The 19,850-nt window shown below is 53.7% G+C and carries 28 protein-coding genes; 2 read left to right on the top strand and 26 right to left on the bottom strand.

Annotation, left to right across the window (positions count from 1 at the left end; all coding sequences use genetic code 11):
* Positions 1–8: 8 nt before the first annotated feature.
* From rpmD to IPI29_13970, 24 genes are all read right to left on the bottom strand, one after another.
* Complete coding sequence (rpmD, locus tag IPI29_14085) at positions 9–269, bottom strand: 50S ribosomal protein L30 (protein MBK7413675.1); 261 nt, start codon at positions 267–269, stop codon at positions 9–11.
* Positions 211–714, bottom strand: a complete 504-nt coding sequence (gene rpsE, locus IPI29_14080) for a 30S ribosomal protein S5 (GenBank protein ID MBK7413674.1) — start codon at positions 712–714, stop codon at positions 211–213. Before rpsE ends, rpmD begins: the two co-directional genes overlap by 59 nt.
* A gap of 24 nt (positions 715–738) precedes the next feature.
* Positions 739–1,110, bottom strand: a complete 372-nt coding sequence (locus tag IPI29_14075; protein MBK7413673.1) for a 50S ribosomal protein L18 — start codon at positions 1,108–1,110, stop codon at positions 739–741.
* A 14-nt stretch (positions 1,111–1,124) separates the two neighbouring features.
* Positions 1,125–1,664 carry a 50S ribosomal protein L6 gene (gene rplF, locus IPI29_14070; GenBank protein MBK7413672.1) on the bottom strand — a complete coding sequence of 180 codons (540 nt, stop codon included), beginning with the start codon at positions 1,662–1,664 and terminating at the stop codon, positions 1,125–1,127.
* 25 nt (positions 1,665–1,689) lie between these two features.
* Positions 1,690–2,085, bottom strand: a complete 396-nt coding sequence (gene rpsH / locus IPI29_14065; protein MBK7413671.1) for a 30S ribosomal protein S8 — start codon at positions 2,083–2,085, stop codon at positions 1,690–1,692.
* A gap of 44 nt (positions 2,086–2,129) precedes the next feature.
* Positions 2,130–2,399, bottom strand: coding sequence for a 30S ribosomal protein S14 (gene rpsN / locus IPI29_14060; protein ID MBK7413670.1), 270 nt, complete (start codon positions 2,397–2,399; stop codon positions 2,130–2,132).
* 18 nt (positions 2,400–2,417) lie between these two features.
* Complete coding sequence (rplE, locus tag IPI29_14055) at positions 2,418–3,044, bottom strand: 50S ribosomal protein L5 (protein ID MBK7413669.1); 627 nt, start codon at positions 3,042–3,044, stop codon at positions 2,418–2,420.
* Between the two features lie 30 nt (positions 3,045–3,074).
* Positions 3,075–3,395, bottom strand: a complete 321-nt coding sequence (rplX, locus tag IPI29_14050) for a 50S ribosomal protein L24 (GenBank protein ID MBK7413668.1) — start codon at positions 3,393–3,395, stop codon at positions 3,075–3,077.
* An 8-nt stretch (positions 3,396–3,403) separates the two neighbouring features.
* Positions 3,404–3,772 carry a 50S ribosomal protein L14 gene (rplN, locus tag IPI29_14045; protein MBK7413667.1) on the bottom strand — a complete coding sequence of 123 codons (369 nt, stop codon included), beginning with the start codon at positions 3,770–3,772 and terminating at the stop codon, positions 3,404–3,406.
* A gap of 12 nt (positions 3,773–3,784) precedes the next feature.
* A complete protein-coding gene (gene rpsQ / locus IPI29_14040) occupies positions 3,785–4,063 on the bottom strand; it encodes a 30S ribosomal protein S17 (protein MBK7413666.1) in 279 nt (92 codons plus the stop codon).
* A gap of 14 nt (positions 4,064–4,077) precedes the next feature.
* The gene (gene rpmC / locus IPI29_14035) at positions 4,078–4,284 is read right to left on the bottom strand and encodes a 50S ribosomal protein L29 (GenBank protein MBK7413665.1); all 207 of its coding nucleotides are present in this window, start codon (positions 4,282–4,284) and stop codon (positions 4,078–4,080) included.
* Between the two features lie 3 nt (positions 4,285–4,287).
* Positions 4,288–4,707: a 50S ribosomal protein L16 gene (gene rplP, locus IPI29_14030; GenBank protein ID MBK7413664.1), complete on the bottom strand. Its 420-nt coding sequence runs from the start codon at positions 4,705–4,707 to the stop codon at positions 4,288–4,290.
* 20 nt (positions 4,708–4,727) lie between these two features.
* Positions 4,728–5,375 (bottom strand): 30S ribosomal protein S3, encoded by a 648-nt coding sequence (gene rpsC / locus IPI29_14025; protein ID MBK7413663.1) that lies wholly within the window; start codon positions 5,373–5,375, stop codon positions 4,728–4,730.
* 15 nt (positions 5,376–5,390) lie between these two features.
* On the bottom strand, positions 5,391–5,729 hold the full coding sequence (gene rplV / locus IPI29_14020) for a 50S ribosomal protein L22 (protein ID MBK7413662.1): 339 nt from the start codon (positions 5,727–5,729) through the stop codon (positions 5,391–5,393).
* A gap of 9 nt (positions 5,730–5,738) precedes the next feature.
* On the bottom strand, positions 5,739–6,026 hold the full coding sequence (gene rpsS / locus IPI29_14015) for a 30S ribosomal protein S19 (GenBank protein MBK7413661.1): 288 nt from the start codon (positions 6,024–6,026) through the stop codon (positions 5,739–5,741).
* A 24-nt stretch (positions 6,027–6,050) separates the two neighbouring features.
* Positions 6,051–6,887 (bottom strand): 50S ribosomal protein L2, encoded by an 837-nt coding sequence (gene rplB / locus IPI29_14010; protein ID MBK7413660.1) that lies wholly within the window; start codon positions 6,885–6,887, stop codon positions 6,051–6,053.
* A 16-nt stretch (positions 6,888–6,903) separates the two neighbouring features.
* On the bottom strand, positions 6,904–7,206 hold the full coding sequence (gene rplW / locus IPI29_14005) for a 50S ribosomal protein L23 (GenBank protein MBK7413659.1): 303 nt from the start codon (positions 7,204–7,206) through the stop codon (positions 6,904–6,906).
* A complete protein-coding gene (gene rplD, locus IPI29_14000; protein ID MBK7413658.1) occupies positions 7,206–7,850 on the bottom strand; it encodes a 50S ribosomal protein L4 in 645 nt (214 codons plus the stop codon). Before rplD ends, rplW begins: the two co-directional genes overlap by 1 nt.
* 13 nt (positions 7,851–7,863) lie before the next feature.
* Entirely contained in the window at positions 7,864–8,484 is a 621-nt protein-coding gene (rplC, locus tag IPI29_13995) for a 50S ribosomal protein L3 (protein MBK7413657.1), read from the bottom strand.
* 14 nt (positions 8,485–8,498) lie between these two features.
* Positions 8,499–8,807, bottom strand: a complete 309-nt coding sequence (gene rpsJ, locus IPI29_13990; protein ID MBK7413656.1) for a 30S ribosomal protein S10 — start codon at positions 8,805–8,807, stop codon at positions 8,499–8,501.
* An 86-nt stretch (positions 8,808–8,893) separates the two neighbouring features.
* Positions 8,894–10,099, bottom strand: coding sequence for an elongation factor Tu (gene tuf, locus IPI29_13985; GenBank protein ID MBK7413655.1), 1,206 nt, complete (start codon positions 10,097–10,099; stop codon positions 8,894–8,896).
* Positions 10,100–10,309: 210 nt separating this feature from the next.
* Entirely contained in the window at positions 10,310–12,358 is a 2,049-nt protein-coding gene (gene fusA, locus IPI29_13980) for an elongation factor G (protein ID MBK7413654.1), read from the bottom strand.
* 51 nt (positions 12,359–12,409) lie between these two features.
* A complete protein-coding gene (gene rpsG / locus IPI29_13975) occupies positions 12,410–12,877 on the bottom strand; it encodes a 30S ribosomal protein S7 (GenBank protein ID MBK7413653.1) in 468 nt (155 codons plus the stop codon).
* A gap of 9 nt (positions 12,878–12,886) precedes the next feature.
* Positions 12,887–13,285, bottom strand: a complete 399-nt coding sequence (locus tag IPI29_13970; protein MBK7413652.1) for a 30S ribosomal protein S12 — start codon at positions 13,283–13,285, stop codon at positions 12,887–12,889.
* A gap of 180 nt (positions 13,286–13,465) precedes the next feature.
* Here IPI29_13970 and IPI29_13965 point away from each other — a divergent pair, with 180 nt between their 5' ends.
* Positions 13,466–14,566 carry a rhomboid family intramembrane serine protease gene (locus tag IPI29_13965; protein MBK7413651.1) on the top strand — a complete coding sequence of 367 codons (1,101 nt, stop codon included), beginning with the start codon at positions 13,466–13,468 and terminating at the stop codon, positions 14,564–14,566.
* On the opposite strand, the gene IPI29_13960 is transcribed toward IPI29_13965, so the two are convergent.
* Positions 14,563–15,882 carry a hypothetical protein gene (locus tag IPI29_13960; GenBank protein MBK7413650.1) on the bottom strand — a complete coding sequence of 440 codons (1,320 nt, stop codon included), beginning with the start codon at positions 15,880–15,882 and terminating at the stop codon, positions 14,563–14,565. The genes IPI29_13965 and IPI29_13960 overlap by 4 nt on opposite strands.
* A gap of 120 nt (positions 15,883–16,002) precedes the next feature.
* Here IPI29_13960 and IPI29_13955 point away from each other — a divergent pair, with 120 nt between their 5' ends.
* Positions 16,003–17,529 carry a hypothetical protein gene (locus IPI29_13955; GenBank protein MBK7413649.1) on the top strand — a complete coding sequence of 509 codons (1,527 nt, stop codon included), beginning with the start codon at positions 16,003–16,005 and terminating at the stop codon, positions 17,527–17,529.
* Positions 17,530–17,535: 6 nt separating this feature from the next.
* Here IPI29_13955 and IPI29_13950 read toward each other — a convergent pair whose 3' ends face one another.
* The gene (locus tag IPI29_13950) at positions 17,536–19,794 is read right to left on the bottom strand and encodes a T9SS type A sorting domain-containing protein (protein MBK7413648.1); all 2,259 of its coding nucleotides are present in this window, start codon (positions 19,792–19,794) and stop codon (positions 17,536–17,538) included.
* Positions 19,795–19,850 lie beyond the last annotated feature (56 nt).

Genomic DNA, 19,850 nt, shown 5'->3' with positions numbered 1-19,850 from the left:
GATAGGCCTCAGTCTGCGATCTCTTCGACGTTCACAAGGTGCCGGACAACGTTGATCATGCCAAGGATCTGTACATTCTTTGGCTTAACCGTGACGTAATTGGGGCGACCAAGACCTAGAGCCTTGATCGTGTCCTTTTGGTTTTGAAGGGCGCCGATGACCGAACGCACTTGGGTAATCTTCAGTTTCATGTTCGTTTCCTTCTTTGCCTTAGCCCTTGAGTACCTTCTCGAGTGATACGCCACGGCGTGCAGCCACAGCGCCAGCATCCTCGAGTTGCATCAGAGCGTTCATGGTTGCCTTCACCGTGTTGTGCGGGTTGGACGAGCCTTGAGACTTTGTGAGAACGTCCGTTACACCGGCAAGCTCAAGAATAGCACGTACGCCACCAGCCGCGATCACACCCGTACCCGGCGTTGCCGGACGGATGAGGACCTTGGCAGCACCGAAGCGGCCTACCACTTCGTGAGGAACTGTACCATTCTGTACACGAACCTTCACGACAGACTTCTTGGCTGCTTCCGTTGCCTTTGTAACGGCATTGGAGACTTCGCCGGCCTTGCCGAGTCCGTACCCGACATGACCTGCCTCGTCACCTACAACGACCATCGCTGAGAAGTTGAACCGACGTCCACCCTTTACCACCTTGGCTGTGCGGCCAACGTAGACGATCTTGTCCTTGAGGTTGAGGTCCGATACTTTTTGCTTTGCCACGTAATCAGCTCCGTTTCGTTCGCGTTAGAAATCGAGACCGGCTTCGCGCGCAGAGTCTGCTAGCGCTTTCACACGGCCATGATAAAGGAAGCCATTGCGATCGAATGCAACCTTCGTTGCCTTCACTGCCTTGGCGCGTTCCGCAAGCGCTGCACCTACAAGCCGACTCTCATCGACCTTAGACATACCGTCTGTGATCTTGGCACGGATGTCTTTGTCGAGCGTTGATGCTGAAACAAGTGTTGTTGCAGCTACGTCGTCGATGATCTGTGCGTAGATATGACCGAGTGAACGGAACACCGTCAAGCGATAGCGTTCTGGCGAACCGGTGATGTTCTTGCGAACCCGGCGGTCTCGGCGCGCTTGCCGAACATTTTTGAGTTTGATGCGATTCATAGTTCCATGTCTCCTTACTTGCCTGCCGACTTACCGGCCTTGCGACGGATGTATTCACCTTCGTACCGAATGCCCTTGCCCTTGTATGGCTCAGGTGGACGAAGCTTGCGAACCTTCGCCGCTACCTCACCAACGAGGTGCTTGTTGATACCCTTCACAGCGAACACCGTAGGTGTTGCAACTGTGAACTCCACACCATCCGGCGGCATGAAGAGAATAGGGTGCGAGTATCCAAGCGACAGAAGAAGATTCTTGCCGCGAAGCTCGACCTTATAGCCGACACCTTCTACCTGGAGGTTCCGTGTGAATCCATTGGATACACCTTCAACCATCCAAGCGATGTGCGCGCGCGTAAGGCCGTGCAAGGCACGAACTTTCTTGTCGTCGTTTGCTCGCGTGAACGTGAGCGTATTGTTATCCATCACCGGCGTGATCGATGCATCAAAGGCGAACGTGAGTTCTCCCTTTGGGCCCTTGACCGTGCATACAGTACCGTCGAACTTTACGTTGACGTTACTTGGTATGGAAATGAGTTTCTTACCTACTCGTGACATTGTCTTTTGCTCCTCGCTTCTCTTCTTACCAGATTGTGCAAAGCACTTCACCACCCACGTTCTCGCGGCGTGCCTGCTTGTCGGTCATCACTCCACGAGGTGTGGAGATAATGGCAACACCGAGTCCGTTGCGTACTCGCGGAAGCTTGTCAGCCGGCGCATAAATGCGACGTCCTGGCTTACTTACGCGGTGTACCTCACGAATGACCGGTTGGCCGTAGTGATAGCGCAGCTTGAGGGTGAGAACACCCTGCTTGTTGTCCTCAACGCTTTCGAAGTCCAAAATGAAGCCTTGATCCTTGAGGATCTCGGCTATAGCCACTTTGAGCTTCGACGCTGGCACATCAACTGTTTTGTGCTTAGCGGCCGACGCGTTGCGGATGCGTGTGATGAAATCGGCGATGGTATCTGTGACTGGCATAGTCGTCGTCTTGGTCGTGTTCGAAAATCAGGGCTGGAACTGTTTTACCAGCTTGCCTTGCGCATGCCTGGAATCTTGCCTTCGAGGGCAAGAAGACGGAACATGTTTCGGCACAGGCCGAATTTGCGGTAGACGCCCTTGCCGCGGCCTGTGATAAGGCAACGACTGCGGACACGTGTAGGCGAACTGTTGCGTGGGAGCTTTTGAAGCCCCACCATGTCGCCGGCTGCCTTGAGCTCTGCACGCTTTGCGGCGTACTTAGCTGCCAGGCGGATGCGCTTTTTATTGCGCGCGATGACTGATGTCTTGGCCATGGAAATTCTCTTGTGTACTTAGTCGCGTTTGCGGAACGGGAAACCAAACTCTTGAAGCAAGGCTTGCGCCTCTTCGTCTGTCTTTGCGGACGTGACGAAGGTGATGTCCATTCCGTTGATCCTTGACACCTTATCGACGTCAATTTCCGGGAAGATGATCTGTTCCTTCACGCCGATCGTGTAGTTACCACGTCCATCGAAGCTCTTGTCCGAGAAACCGCGGAAGTCACGGATACGCGGAGCAGCGATGTTGATGAAACGATCGAGGAATTCATAAAGGTGTGCACGACGAAGCGTTACGCGTGCACCGATCGGCATGCCTTCGCGAAGCTTGAAGTTGGCGATGGACTTGCGAGCGCGGGATACCGCTGGACGCTGACCAACGATCAACTCAAGTTCATTCACGGCGGCTTGAAGTTGCTTCGCATCCTGAGTAGCAGCGCCAACACCGATGTTGATCGCGATCTTCTCAATGCGCGGTACTTCCATGACACTTCCGTAATTGAAGCGCTTCATGAGAGCCGGTACTACCTGATCCTTGTAGAAGGCATGAAGACGAGCCGGGACCTTTACATCTTGAATGTCTTCAAGACGTGGGCCGTCTGGCTTGAATTGCTCCCTCTTCGGCGGTGTGGTTTTTGCCATGGTTTCTGCGTTCCTTCGACGTTCGTCTTCTTAGAGTTCTTCTTGTGTCGTCTTCGCAATACGCTTGACGATCGTCTTGTCACCCGATACCGTACGCACACGCGTTACACGCGTTGGCTTACCGTTCTTGTCAACAAGCTGGACATTTGAGAAGTGTACAGGTGCTTCCATCTTCACAATGCCACCGTTCGGATGCTTCGGTGATGGGCGAACCGCTTTGGAGCGGAGATTCACACCTTCAACAAGGACTTGCATTGTAGTTGGGTACACCATGAGCACACGGCCCTTAGCCCCTTTATTGTTTCCTGCGATCACGATGACCGTGTCGCCCTTTTTGATCTTTAGCTTCATCGTATACCTCAGAGCACCTCGGGTGCGAGGGAAATGATCTTCATGAACGAGCGATCGCGAAGTTCACGAGCCACTGGCCCGAAGATGCGCGTCCCGCGAGGATCGTTGTTGTTGTTGATGACGACAGCTGCATTCTCGTCGAATCGGATATACGAACCATCACGGCGACGTATTTCCTTCTTCGTACGAACGATAACAGCTTTCACCACTTCGCCCTTCTTCACAGCGCCGGCAGGCAATGCAGCCTTCACCGAGCACACAACGATATCACCTACCGTTGCGTAGCGCTTACCGTGTCCGCCTAGAACACGAATGCAACGCAGCTTGCGCGCACCCGAGTTGTCAGCTACCACGAGATTTGATTCTTCTTGAATCATGTCCGTTCTCCCTTACTGCGCTCGTTCGATGATCTCCACCAATGCCCAACGTTTGCGGGCACTTAGCGGACGGCTCTCGATGACTTTGACTACGTCGCCGATGTTGCACTCGTTGTTTTCGTCGTGCGCCATCACCTTCGTTGTCAGCTTGAAATACTTTTTATAGAGGGGATGGGCTACCTGGCGCTCAATGCTCACCACGATAGTCTTCTCCGCCTTGTTGCTGACCACTTTTCCGGTACGCACTTTGCGACGCGGAGCGGTGGTATTCGTTGTTGTTTCGTCTGCCATGGTTACGATCCGATTCAGTTGGCGTTGCTGGTGCGCTCGTGAAGAAGTGTCTTCATCCGCGCAATGTCTTTGCGAAGCGTTTTGATGCTCGAAGAGTCTTGCAATTGACCCAATGTGAGCTGGAAACGCAGGCGCGTGACATTGTCTTCGCTCTCCTTAAGGAACCCTTGGAGTTCCTGTGTCGAAAGGGAACGGAGGTCTACTGCTTTACGTGATTTCATGTCTTAACCCTCCAGGTCCACTCGTTGGACGAACTTGCACTTGATCGGGAGCTTATGGATGGCAAGACGAACCGCCTCTTGCGCACGCTCCTTCGTAACCCCATCGATCTCGAAGAGGATACGACCCGGCTTCACAACGGCTACCCAGAACTCTGGATTACCTTTACCGGAACCCATTCGGGTCTCGGCCGGCTTTTTCGTTACCGGCTTGTCTGGGAAGATCCGGATCCACACCTTACCATCACGGCGGAGGTATCGATTGATAGCGATACGTGCCGACTCGATCTGGCGGTTCGTGATCCACGCTGCTTCCAGCGCCTTGAGACCGTATGATCCGAATGCAACCGTTGATCCACGGTAGGCCTTGCCTCTACGGCGGCCCCGTTGTGTCTTCCGGTGCTTAACTCTTTTTGGGATGAGCATGTCGTTGCCTTACGCCTGACTTACTGTTCCTTGTTCTGTTGCTTGCCGATGACGTCGCCACGGCAGATCCACACCTTAACTCCGATCGAACCGTACACTGTCTCCGCACGTCCTTGTGCGTAGTCGATATCCGCACGCAACGTGTGCAGCGGAACGCGACCTTCCTTGTACTGCTCTTGACGCGTCATGTCCGCACCGCCGAGACGGCCTGAACACATAACGCGAACACCTTCTGCTCCCACTCGCATGGTGCTGCTTACGGCGTTCTTCATCGCGCGACGGAACGAGATGCGACCCTCGAGCTGCGCTGCAATGTTGTCTGCCACTAGCTGGGCATCAAGCTCAGGGCGCTTGATCTCGCTGATGAGGATCTTTACTTCCTTCTTTGTGATCTTACGAAGCTCTTCTTCGAGCTGCGCAATGTCCTTGCCGGAACGACCAATGATGACGCCTGGACGCGATGTGTTGATCGTTACGCGAAGCTGCTTCGCTGTGCGCTCAACAATGATGCGTGCTACACCGGCCTTCTTGAGACGGCTCTTGATGTAGTTGCGTACCATGAGGTCTTCTTGCAACTTTTCTGCGACGTTCTTTTCATCGAACCAGTTGGCTTCCCACTGGCGGATGATGCCTAGTCGCAGACCGATCGGATTTGTCTTCTGACCCACTTGATCTGACTCCGCTTACTGTTTCGTAGAAACGACGATGGTTAAATGATGCGAGCGCTTGCGAATGCGATATGCACGACCCATCGGGGCCGGTGAGATCCGCTTGATCGTCGGTCCTGGATCGACGAAACACTCCTTCACAACGATGGACTCGGGGTCGATCCCCTGATCCTTCCGGGTGAGGTTGCTGATAGCAGACTTGAGCGTGAGCTCAGCCACCGAACCAGCTGCCTTGTCCGAGAATTGGAGGATGTTGAGTGCCTCCTGAGCCGACTTGCCACGGATGAGATCGATCACAAGACGCATCTTGCGAGGCGACGATCTATTGTAGCGTTTGATAGCGCGTGCTTCCATCGTTCGTCCTTACTTCTTGCCCGTTTTGAGATCTTTCCGATTGCCAGAGTGTCCACGGTATGTCCGCGTTGGCGAAAACTCACCAAGCTTATGACCAACCATGTTCTCCGTCACATATACCGGAATGAACTTGTTACCGTTGTGTACCGCGAGTGTGTGACCCACGAACTCCGGCGAAATCGTTGATGCACGCGACCAGGTCTTGATCACGGACTTCTTGCTCGAGTCATTCATTGCCGCTACCTTCTTGACCAGCTTATAGCTGACGAACGGCTCTTTCTTCAGTGAACGAGGCATCTCTGACTACTCCGTGTTCCTAGGTTACGCGTTGCGCCGACGAATGATCATGTCATTCGAGGCATTCTTCTTCTTCCGTGTCTTGAGACCCTTAGCAAGCTGGCCCCATGGTGAACGCATGTGCTTGCGACCACCACCCGACTTCGAACGTCCTTCACCACCACCATTCGGGTGATCGATCGGATTCATTGCCATACCACGCGTCTGTGGACGAACGCCCAACCAACGCATACGGCCGGCCTTGCCATAGCTGATGTTCTCGTGCGAACCGTTACTCACTACACCGATCGTTGCCATACAAATTGCAGGGACCATGCGAATCTCACCCGAAGGGAGCTTGATCTGAGCCTTGCCGTTGTCAACACCAACGAACTGCGCGGATGTACCGGCCGAACGAACCATCTGACCACCCTTACCGGGCTTCAATTCAATGTTGTGTACCACATATCCCACCGGGATCTTGGTGAACGGCAACGTGTTGCCATCCTTTGGTTCAGCCTTCTCACCACTCATGAGCTTCTGGCCAACCTTCACCTTATCCGGGGCGATGATATAACGCTTCTCTCCGTCAGCATACTCGAGAAGTGCAATGCGGCATGTGCGATTCGGATCGTATTCGATCGTCATCACTGTTGCTTCGATACCGAACTTTTCGCGCTTGAAATCGATGATACGATACATCCGCTTGTGTCCGCCACCACGGTGACGCGATGTTACGCGTCCGGTGTTGTTGCGGCCGCCAGACTTCTTGATCGGCTCAAGAAGGCTTTTCTCCGGCTTGGATGTCGTGATCTCGTCGAACGTGCTGATGCTGTAGTAGCGCGTTCCCGGCGTGATCGGTTTGAGATTCCTGGTTGCCATGATTCGTGTTCTCCGCTTACTCCTCGTTGCCTTCGCCGGCAACGATGTCGATGGACTGACCTTCCTTGAGCGTCACATAGGCCTTCTTCTTCAGGTTGGTACGACCAACTTGAGGACCACGGCGCGTCATACGAGTCTTGACTTTACCCTTCGTACGTACCGTGCGGATGCTCTTCGCTTCTACATCAAACATTTGCTTGATGGCTTGACGGATCTGCAGCTTGTTCGCATTTGGATCAACTTCAAAGACATACTGGCGCATGTGGCCAACCTTAGTTGCCTTCTCTGTGATCACCGGCTTCTTAAGGACTGTGATCATTATGCGTCTCCTTCATTCGCGTCGCCAAACGAATTGGCAAGCGTTTCGATAGCGCTCTTGAAGATCACAAGCTTGCCGTGACTCAGCACATCATATGCAGAGATCTTGTCGGCCGGGAAGGTTGTTACACCTGCGATGTTCCGCGCAGACTTCACAAACGTCTCGTTCGCCTTCGGCAGAAGCAACAGCACCTTGGAACCATCAACCTTGATGGCCTTCAACATCGATGCTACTTCGCGCGTCTTCGGTGCGCTTACCGTGAAGTCCTCAAGCACTACGAGATTATTCTCGCGAGCACGAAGGGTGAGCGCAGACTTGCGAGCAAGTCTCTTCACCTTCACCGGAAGTTCGATGTGATAGAGGTGAGGGAACGGACCGTGGATCTTACCGCCACCCGGGTTAAGGGGCGAGCGGCTCGTGCCACGACGTGCACCACCAGTGCCTTTTTGCTTGAACGGCTTTTTGCCGCCACCGGACACCTCAGCGCGCGTCTTCACTTTGTGCGTGCCCTGACGACGATGCGCCAAGTATGCTCGTACAGCCTGATACATCGCGTGCTCGCTGGGCTCGATACCAAAGACCGATGCCGGCAGCTCGATAGAGCCCGCTTTTGCACCGTCCTTTGTGAGTATATCCACAGTCATGGCAGTCTTCTTCTTAGAGCTTTACAATTTCAACTACTGAATTCATTGCGCCCGGGATGCTCCCCTTCACAAGAAGGAGATTTTGCTCGGGCATCACACGGAGAACCGTGAGATTGCGGATAGTGATACGTGTCCCACCCATCCGGCCAGCCATTCGCATGCCTTTGAAAACACGCGATGGATAGGACGACGAACCGATAGAACCCGGGGCCCGAGGTCGGTCAGACTGTCCGTGTGTTGCCATACCAACACCACCGAAGTGGTGACGGCGTACAACACCCTGGAAGCCCTTACCCTTGCTCGTTGCCGACACCTTCACCTTGTCACCAGTTGCGAAAGCTTCAACCGTTATGATGTCACCATTTTTGACCTTGGCAACAAGCTGGCGGAACTCTTTCAAGTGGCGCGTCGGTTCGACGTCGTTCTTAGCGAAGTGTCCTGCCCGAGGGCGATTCACTTTGCGTTCGGCGATCGACTCATAGCCGATCTGAACGGCATCATAGCCGTCATTGTCTTTTGTTTTTACTTGGACTACTGGGCATGGTCCGGCTTCGATCACAGTACATGGCACAAAATTGCCATCATCCGTAAAGATGCTCGTCATTCCCAGCTTTCGTCCGAGGATTGCGCTCATTTGTCCTCTTACTCCTAGACTTTCACTTCCACATCAACACCCGCCGGGAGCTCCAGGCGCATGAGCGCATCGATCGTCTTCTGCGTGCTGCTGAAGATGTCAATGACGCGCTTGTGCACGCGTGCTTCAAATTGCTCACGTGACTTCTTGTCCACGTGCGGAGACCGCAGCACTGTATAGACCGTACGTTCCGTAGGTAGCGGGATCGGTCCCGAAACCACGGCACCTGTCTGCTTCACTGTGCGGACGATGCGCTCTGCCGAACGATCAATAAGATTATGATCGTAAGACCGTAGCTTGATGCGAATGCGTTGCGTTGCCACTCGTTAGTTCTCCTGGTTGGAGGTTCTGTCGGAGACGAAACGAGGGAGGCGAAAACCTCCCTCGTTCGACTCGAAAAACCGTTTTCTTATTCGATGATCGCCGTTACAACACCAGCACCAACTGTACGACCACCTTCGCGAATAGCGAAGCGAAGTCCTTCTTCCATGGCCACCGGTGTGATGAGTACCACTTCGAGATTGTCAACGTTGTCGCCAGGCATGATCATTTCAACGCCAGCCGGCAAGTTGAGAACACCCGTCACATCCGTTGTACGGAAGTAGAACTGAGGACGGTAGTTCGTGAAGAATGGCGTGTGACGGCCACCTTCGTCTTTGTTGAGTACGTACGCTTGAGCCTTGAACTTGTGGTGCGGTGTGATCGAACCTGGCTTGGCGATAACCATGCCGCGCTCAATCTCTTCCTTGTCCACGCCGCGAAGAAGGAGACCAACGTTGTCGCCGGCACGACCTTCATCAAGAAGCTTGCGGAACATTTCGATACCAGTTACGATCGTCTTCTTCTGAAGGCCGAATCCTACGATCTCGACTTCTTCGTTGACCTTGACGATACCACGCTCGATACGACCCGTACCTACTGTGCCACGACCAGTGATCGAGAACACGTCTTCAACAGGCATAAGGAATGGCTTGTCTACGTCACGAACCGGCGTTGGGATGTATGAATCCACAGCTGCCATAAGTTCAAAGATGCATGCCATGTCAGCATCATCAGCACCAGCGCCGCCAGAGGCTGCGTCAAGCGCCTTGAGTGCCGAACCCTTGATGATCGGAATGTCGTCGCCAGGGAATTCGTACTTGCTCAGAAGTTCACGGATTTCCATCTCAACGAGTTCAACGAGATCCGGATCTGCGATGTCTACCTTGTTCATGAACACCACGATACGAGGTACGCCAACCTGACGTGCAAGCAGGATGTGCTCACGCGTTTGTGGCATCGGACCGTCTGTTGCTGCTACCACGAGGATCGCGCCGTCCATCTGAGCGGCACCCGTGATCATGTTCTTCACATAGTCAGCGTGGCCCGGGCAGTCAACGTGTGCGTAGTGACGGTTCTCCGTCTCGTACTCAACGTGTGCCGTAGCGATCGTGATCCCGCGTGCCTTTTCTTCAGGTGCGTTATCGATCGAGTCGAACGAACGCTTTTGTGAAAGACCCTTAGCGGCCAGACACATCGTGATGGCGGCGGTAAGCGTTGTCTTACCATGGTCAACGTGACCGATGGTTCCAACGTTTACGTGCGGCTTATTCCGCTCAAATTTCTCTTTTGCCATTTTGCCTACTCCTCAGGTTGCTATGAGTGAGGTGTTACAAGGATGTTGTGTTGCTTAGTTTTTCTCTATCTCGGGCCAGCGTTTCGACCGTCGCGGGATAGAAAACAAAGGTACGAAACCTTTTTGGAATAAACGCAATAAAGCGCCCTCCCGGCACCAAACTTTTTTGTTTGGCGGGCGCGCTGCAGCCGCTATCGCACGTCAGCCCTGTTATGAGCGACGTTGAGCCTGCTCGTATCCATGGAAATGCATGGTATACGAACCTCTGCCCTGCGTAAGCGATCGCAACTGTGTTACGTAGCCGAATAATTGAGACAGCGGCACCAAAGCCGTCACAACTTGTAGAATGTCGCGCTGGGAAATCCCTTGCACCATTCCACTACGCGAACTGAGATCAGCAATGACCTCGCCCACGTAATCCTCGGGCGTAACGACCTCTACCTGGAAGACAGGCTCCATAATGACGGGGTTCGCCATTCTGCAAGCATCCTTCGCAGCGATCGAGGAGGCGACGGCGTAAGCCGTCTCCGTTGCGTCTTCTTCATTGTATGCCGTATCCACAAGGACGGCCATGATGTCAATCATGGGGTATCCCGAGATCGGTCCGACCTTGAGGGCTTCTAAAGCCCCCTTCTCTGCACTCTTGACGTACGTCTCTGGAAGTGCCCCCGGTGCAAGTTCACTGCGGAACTCGAGGCCTTTTCCTGGGTCGTTCGGTCGTAATTCAATGGTTGCCTGCCCGAATTGATTCTTCCCGGCGTTGCTGCGGACGAACTTGCCCTCCGCGCGTGCAACACTGGTGATGGTCTCTCGGTAGGCCACCTGCGGTTTCCCCACTTTAACGGGGACGTTGAATTCTCTTTTCAACCGGTCTACAAGGATCTCCAAATGGAGCTCACCTACGCCGGAAATAATGATCTGTCCTGATTCAGCATCAGTATGAAATCGAAACGTCGGATCTTCTTCAGAGAGCCGATGTAAGGATTCGGTCAGTTTGTCCTGATCCGCCAAAGTCCGCGCCTCAACCGATTGATTGATAACGGGATCTGAGAAACTGATGCTTTCAAGGAGTAAGGGGCGTTTCTGATCACACAGTGTATCACCCGTTCGCGTGAATCTCATCGAAGGTATCGCCACGATGTCGCCGGCATACGCCGCTTCGAGTTCTTCACGCTTGTTTGCGCTCATGCGCATGATCTTCCCGGCTCGCTCCTTCTTGTCATTCGTCACATTGTACAGCTGCTCGCCTGCCTTGATACTGCCTGAGTAGATCCGTATGAACGTCAACCTTCCAACGAATGGATCGGTGATGATCTTAAAGGCCAATGCAGAAAAGGCTTCTTCATCTTCTGGCTTGCGAGTCTCTTCAATGTCGTGGTCGGCAACGTTGTATCCGTGCGTATACCCAACATCGTTCGGAGACGGCAAGTAGGCGATTACACCGTCGAGAAGCTGCTGAACACCTTTGTTCTTGAAGGAACTTCCGCAGAACACCGGGGTTACCTTGTTGTGCAAAGTTGCCTTGCGGAGTCCGGCTCGAAGCTCTTCCGACGTGATCTCTCCGCCGCCAAGATATCTTTCCAATAACACGTCGTCATGTTCTGCCACTGCTTCTACAAGCAGTTGTCTTGCATCTTCAACTTCTTGCTTCATCTCGTCCGGTACCGGACCGGTCTCGAACTTCTCTCCGCGCTCACGATCGAAGACGATCGCAACACGGTCGATCAGGTCAACAACACCAGTGAAGGTGTCTTCGGCTCCCAGTGGTAGCTGCACGGCAACAGGGTTGGCACCGAGTCGCTGACGCATCATACCGAGAACCCGAGTGAAGTTGGCTCCAACTCTGTCCATCTTATTCACAAAGGCGATACGAGGCACATGGTACTGATCGGCTTGATGCCAAACAGTCTCCGATTGTGGCTCTACGCCTGCCACAGCGCAGAAGAGGGCGATCGCACCGTCTAAGACGCGCAGCGATCGTTGCACTTCGGCTGTGAAATCGACATGACCCGGAGTGTCAATGATGTTGATCATATGGTCGTGCCACGTACACGTGACAGCGGCCGATGTGATCGTGATCCCTCTCTCCTTCTCCTGCTCCATGTAGTCTGTGAACGCCGTGCCTTCATGCACTTCGCCCATTCTGTGGAGCACTCCTGTGTAGTACAGGATCCGTTCCGTTGTCGTGGTCTTCCCAGCATCAATGTGTGCCATGATGCCGATGTTGCGCACGAGGTCGATTGCGACGGAACGCGTCATGTCGTCAAAATCTCACGAAATTTCAGTGTTTCAAGGAACGTTGCCCGCCCCTTACCAACGGAAGTGGGCGAATGCTCGGTTGGCGTCTGCCATACGGTGCATTTCATCGCGACGCTTGATGGCGCCACCTTCACCATTGGCTGCTGCCAATAGCTCACTTGCAAGCTTTGCAGCCATCGAACGATCACGACGATCCGCGGCGAACTTCTTCAGCCAACGAATGGCCAGAGCAGCACGACGCTCTTCGCGCACTTCCATCGGGACTTGATACGTTGCACCACCTACGCGGCGCGGACGGATCTCGATGGCTGGCGAAGCGTTCTGGATTGCCTTGCGGAAGACTTCAAGCGGGTCTTGCTCTGTCTTCTTCGCAACGATGTCCATTGCCTCATACACGATCTTCCGAGCTGCATTCTTCTTGCCCTGGATCATGATGTTGTTTACGAACTTGGCTACCATCACGTCGTTGAAACGTGGGTCCACTGCAGTACGGCGTTTATCTGAACGTTTTTTACGCATGGGTTCTCCTTACTTCTTTCCTGCCGGTGCTGCACCAGCCTTTGGCTTCTTGGCTCCGTACTTCGAACGAGATTGCTTGCGATTGGCTACACCCTGCGTGTCAGCGGAACCACGCACGATGTGGTATCGCACACCCGGAAGGTCCTTGATACGACCACCACGGATGAGCACGATCGAGTGCTCCTGAAGGTTGTGACCTTCACCCGGGATATAGGCCGTTACTTCAAGGCCGTTCGAAAGGCGCACACGGGCAACCTTGCGAAGAGCTGAGTTCGGCTTCTTAGGCGTTGTGGTGTATACACGCGTACACACGCCACGCTTCTGCGGGCATGATTGAAGAGCCGGGGACTTGCTCTTCACGGTAACAACTGGGCGTCCTTTACGGACAAGTTGGCTGATCGTAGGCATTTCGTTCTGCCGTTTTGTGAGAATCGTGTCTAGACAGGTACGGGCGCATCGGGGAACCCTTTGCGCCAGTAGAGCCTGCAAAAGTAGGTGGTAGTCCTGTTAAAACCAAATGAGAGGTGAGATTTCCTCATCGTGACTATAATGCCGAATAGTTTCGACGGACTATGAGGGTAAGGGGCTATGGACAACAAAGAAGAAACACCTGAAACCGAGGAAGAATCCTGGCTGGGCACCGTTCGGGCACTGGCTCTTCCCTCAACAGGATATCAAGCAACACCTGTTCTGGCATGGGCGAATATTGCCGTATTTGTTGTAATGGCACTGGCAGGTGTCTCCGTGCTCAGCCCGTCAGCCCAGACACTTTTTGAATGGGGTGGCGCAATTCGTGCCGAGGTGGTCCAGGAGGGTGAGTACTGGCGCATCATTACGTCGTGCTTCGTGCATGCGGGCATTATTCACCTGCTCATGAACTTGTACGGCCTATTGATGGTAGGGGCTCTGTTAGAACCCATTATTGGGTGGAAACGCATCATGCTCTCGTACTTTCTGACGGGAACGGTTGGTGCGCTGGCGAGCATAGCTGTGAACGACAACGTCGTCTCGGTTGGAGCCTCAGGCGCCATTTTCGGGCTGTATGGAGCCTTCTCTGCCCTGCTCTTTACCGACTACTTCCCAAAAGATGCCCGCCTGCAACTGGCGCAGAGCATGGGCATCTTTCTTGCAATGAACATCTTCGCCGGTATTAAGTCAGAAGGAGAGATCGATATGGCCGGCCATATCGGCGGATTCGTGTCTGGACTCTTCCTTGGCGGAATCTACTATTTCAGTGTTCGCGATCCGGATAATGAGAAGCGCCGGAACACAACAACGATTTTGGCCGTGGTCGTCAGTATGATCATTGCCTTCGTGCTGTTCAATTCCGCCTCAACGTCGATGGACGCGTCGAAGGCCGAACTGGAGTCGTGGAAGAAGGCGCTGGACAATGTAGGCCTGGAGGAGAATCGTGCGATCACAAACGAAACGTCAGGCGACTACATCCCAGCTGCTCAGAGCTATCGACAAATGGCGAAGCTCCTTAACGACATGCTTCTGCTTCACGTGCCACAACAGCTTCGTCAGCGCACGGAACTGTTGATCGAATACTCTAACGCCCAGGCCAATCTTCTAGAGCACAAGGGAAATGTTCGCGATAGCGGAGACACGACCCATGCACAACTCGAAGAGCAGCTGACCGAGCGCGTAGGCAGTATTCGTTCGAAGATCCAGGACTCTTCACCTTAACGAAAAATGACAACCGCCTTCGTGTTGACCGAGCCATCACGCATATAGGCCAGCAGAAGATATACACCGCTCGCAAGCGATCGGGTGTCGATCCCCACAACGGGCTCACTATCTGCGTCTGCACTGAGTTTCAATGCGCCAGACAAAGCACGGATCTCCAAGCGTTCAAGGGCACCGTTGTTCGTAGCACGGACTGACAGGTGATCATCGGCAGGACTAGGCACGGCTATCACACCAACGGTTTCGCTACGATCTTCAACAGATGTGGGTCCCTCAACAACTGCACGCAGCACCAATCGCTTGGTGAAGGCGAATTCCCCGTCAGCACTCTGCCATCGCACTCGCATTGCAGAGACATACTTCCCTTTTTCACTGCTGCGAAGTCGAGCACGAACACGTAGGGATTGATAGGCATCAAGTGTGACTGGTAACGATGGTGTTGTTTCAACGATCTCAAATGGAGATTCTACATCGTCGATCGACCTCACGATAAGGGGCGTCTCGTAGATGTGATGGAAATCAAGCACGGTGTCCCGGGTAGCCCCTTGCAGACTTGTAAGATTGACGACGAATGGATCGGCCCACGTTCCGCCCACGCCGAGAATGGGGATCGTAGTGGTTCGGCCACCTCTCTTTACAACGATCTGCGCGCCATGGAATCCATTTTCACCGGGGAGATAATGGAGTGTGAGAGGGAGCGTTTCGCCCGATCGAAGGATGAATGGGAAGGATGGTGTGCTCTGCAGGTACATGTAGAAACTGTAGTCACCGGTGATGTACAAGCTATCGATGGTCATGTCTACAAAGCCGACGTTTGCCAGCGCATGATAGAGTGGGTACTCAAGGCCTGTTCCGAGTTCGAGGTTCCCCAAGAAGATCGGCTCGATCACCGAAAGCCCATTGTCCGGCTCTGCATACGCTCCAGCCGCCATGAGATTGATACTCGGGTCGAAGTCAGAATCGGTGAACACCTTCACAGATGCCCAGATCGGCAGAACCTCCTGCGGCTTCACACGGATCCCTACGTTGATCGATTCTCCGGGACGAAGCGTAACAGTGCTGCGGGGCGTTGTGACGGTGAACTGTTGTTGTCCGCCGAGGACCTTCACTTCGAAGACCTGTACCGGCCGCTCACTTTCGTTGGTGAATGCACGCTCAATGAGCGTGTCTCGTGTCTGCCCAACACGCACAGCCCCAAGATCAACATATGGCAATTGAGCAATGAGGATCCCGTGCTGATCCTGTTGTTTCGCCGGGACTGAAAACGCTTGCACAACGGCAAGGAAGAGAGCAAGAAGAATGAGGAAGAGTTTCATGAGTGTGGTCCGTCATCAAATGATCTGTTGTGAGTTACAGGCATTGACGCAATGTTGTTCGCTCTGTTAAGACCATTTTTGCATCATTCTCCTACGTCGAATCAGCCCCCTCGCAAACACATGCCTAAACGCGGATCAGATACGCTGTTCAAGTTGATTGCATCCCTTGACCGAAACGAAAAGGGATACGTGAAGCGATATTGCTCGCGCCATATGATCGGCGAGGAGATCGAATACCTGCGTTTGTTCGACGCATTGGATTCGATGGAGGTATATGATGACGACGAGCTGAAACAACGGCTTGCCGGTACGGATCTGGTTCGTCGACTCCCTGCTGTGAAAAACCATCTCTATCAGCAGATCCTTGAGGCAATGCGCGCCTACCATGCATCAAAGAGCACTGAACGTGAGATCTTGGAACTGTTTCTCGATGCCGACTTCCTCTGGGAAAAAGCGCTCTACGAACAGGCAATGAAACGGATTGCAAAAGCAAAAGATATCGCTCGCTCACATGACGAATACACGTTCTGGCTGAAGGCGATCTCGTGGGAGAAGAACTATCGCGGCATCGTGAAACAACGTCCCGATGGAACAGCTACACAAGACACACTCAGCGATGAACAGGCGCACGTTCTCTCACTCGCTCGCAATACCGTTGACTATGAAGAGCTTGGCAATCTCTTGCAGTTCAATCTCATCCGACGTTCCGAAGGCGATCATTCGGGCGACGAATGGCTACGGTCACTTCCCCGCCACCCATTGCTGCAAAGTCCTTCCACAGCCATTGCCCGTCCGGCTCGACTGAACTTCCACCTCATCCTCTCCAACTGGTATGCATTTGTAGGGGGCGATCCACAACGCTCATTTGAACATGCGAAGCTGCTGCTTGAATCGGTGGATTCAGATGAGGATCTCGTGCGGGCCCGACCGGATCTTGAGCTCGGCATGCTTCATACCTTCATGCAGCGCGCGATCGATGCCCGCCACTTTGATCAGTATCTCCTTCATGCAGATCGGTTGTGGGACCCGGCCGGAGGCAAACCCACACGCAACATCGACGTGAAACGCTTCTACCGAGCGATGACCACAGAATTGGGATTTGCCGTGATCACGGGTGATCATACACGAGTGATAGAGCGTTTGCCGTATCTCAAGGAACGATACAAGGCCCTTTACGACCAGATCCCGGACCAATCGCGGATCGCTGCTTCATTCCTTGCTGCAAGAGTGTGCGTGGACAGACGTTTGGAACGTGAAGCCGGCGTGTGGCTTCGCAATGTGTTCGCCGAGAGCGACGCTGTGCGCACGGACCTACACATCGCCGCTCGATTGCTGCAGCTTCGCATGGCAGCAGACGATGGCGACAACGACTCGCTCCGATCTTCCGTTCGCTCTCTCACGAGACTTGCATCAACACGGAAGCTTCGCAACGCGCGGCTCGATGCCACATTGAGTTACTTCCGCAGACTTGCTGACGCAAGGCTACCACGCGAGCGCACCAAGCTTCGCGACGAACTCATCGCAAGGCTTGGTGCGCATTCCAATCCATCTCCGTTCGATGCTGTGAGATCCGCCGGCATTGAATCATGGCTTGGATCCACAACGCCTACACAGGCAGCATCCGTTGAGTCTTCGCTGAATTACTGATCTGTCTCAACGAACGACGATCGGCATTGCGTGGCTCTGGGTGGCTGTTTTCAGTCGTAGGACGTAGACACCGGCATTGATGCTTCCGAGGTTGAGCATTGCATCAAGGCCGCGCCCGGTGTCGCCGAGACGGTGCGTAAGAACAGGAGCCCCCTGCATATCTACGACTTCTACTGTCACGTCGCCTGTGAGCTTTGCATTTCGCAAGAGCACATGATCGTAGGCCGGTTGTGGCGCTATGATCATGGAAGATGCAAGAACATCGTCGTCCACATCCGACGTTCTGTCCGTTACATTCATCACCACAACATATCGCTGCGTCCATGCGTTCTGCTCTCCTCCGAAGCCCCAATTACCGAAGAGCGGAGTGATAACGACTCCCTCGATAGGCGGTGTGGCACGGACCCTTGCTGTAACCCATCCGTTGTTTTCACCATGTACGTCGACGATGGAGAATGGATCGATCGCAGGATCGAATACTACTGCATCAAACACATTGCCCCAGGCCTGAGCGTCGAAGACAACCGGCATTGTGACGGTGGTGTTGACCTTCACATCACCGAAGTTCACGATATCGTTGAAGCCTTCAACCCGGCTTCTCGCAACAACGGGGACACGGACTTGTGTATCGGCTACATTCACAACCACGTCAAAGCGATAGAGTCCGCGAGCAGAGGGTTCAAAGCGCAGATCAAGAATGAAGGATCCTCCGGGTTCGATCGTCATCGGCAGGTCAACATTCTCAGCAGCAAAGGCGTGGATGTCTCCATTCTCAAATGTGAGGGCGGTGATCGTAACGGCCTCTGTACCGTCATTGCGGAAGACCTCACCGGCATTCATGGACTGACCTAGTGGATTGTTTACTTCTCCGAGATCGATGTATGGCTGCAAGACCGTTATCGGACTGTTTGGTGTTTCAACAGTCATGCTTCCGCTCAAGTGGATCGCATGATCTTCACCGTTGTCGAACTTGATGTAGAGTACCGCCCAGTGCTGCCAAACACCTTGCGGAATGAATCGAAGGTTCATGTTCAGTGATGACTGGGGACCAACTTCCACCTCGTCGTAGTTGTCCATCAGAAAGAACTCACTCTTCGCATCTGCAAGGACGATTTCCTTGATCCGACGTGATTCGAACGACCTATTCTGAAGGATCTCCACCACTGTTGTGTCACGAGCGGCATTGCGGATCACGGTCCCAAACTCTACATGCTTTACAGCGAAATGAATTTCAGAAGGGGCTTGTTGCAGGTCATACCAGCGCACCCATGCACGTCCGCTATCACCAACAATGATGGCTCGGTCTGTTGCCGCTGCCATTCTTCCAAGTCCTTGATACCCGTCTGCGATATCACTGATGCTCCAGTTCACTCCGGCGTCACTGCTTCGGAACTGCGACATCACAAGTGTCATATCATCACCTTGAATCTGATACCGATATCCGGAGGCGATCGCGTTTCCATTCGACAGGCCGATGATGCTCGAGAGCATCGCAAGTTCTTCATGGGTCTCCTTTGTCCAGTCCTCTCCGGCATTGGTAGAGCGGTACAGCGCACCCTGGCTCATTTCCGTCACTCCACCAACAAGGATGTCTCCACCAACAAGTCCGATCGTTGTAAAGGCGATGTCCGGAGCGCTCAGCACGCCACTCCATGTTCGTCCGCCGTCGGTTGAACGGAACACGATACCCTGTCCTACCGTGCCTTCTGATTGTCGCGAACCAACAACAAACCCCAGTCCGTTCGAGAAGAACGCAACGGCATGTGGTGTGAAGGCTTCAGTCGGAGCAGGTACCCGTGTATATGTGGCGCCCGTATCCGTGGAGTAGGCGATCAGCGGAAGGCCGTCTGCATCTTTCCCGATGATCACTACATCACGTTCGCTAACGAAGGCAACGTCTGACAATTCCCATCCGGCATCGGGAACAAACACCTCTGCGGTAGTTCCGTCCAGGGTCCTGACGATCCTGCCTTCTGTGCCAACAGCAAGCATTTCCCCGTTCGGGATCACAGCAACGGCATTCAGGTCAACATTCGTTAGTGAGGGGGCTGGCGGCACGTCTACTCGATCCCACGTACGTCCACCCGTTGTGGTGCGCAACAGCGTTGCCGTGTCACCCACGGCATACCCCACGAGGTTGTTCTGCATTCCCACGTCACGCAGAGCATACCATGCAGGTGTCTGCGTAGCATACCACTCTTCGCCAGCATGTACCGCGGCAATGCTGAGTATTTGAAGTGCAACAAAGGCCAAGATGGTCTTCATGATCGATCCTCATCTGTTCGTTAATGGAAGTACGTCCATCAACGAATCCGAGCCGA

This window comes from Ignavibacteria bacterium (assembly GCA_016707005.1).
Lineage (GTDB): Bacteria > Bacteroidota > Ignavibacteria > Kapaibacteriales > Kapaibacteriaceae > UBA10438.
Note: the sequence above shows the minus strand (reverse complement) of the source record. Positions and strands in the feature narration are given on the sequence as shown.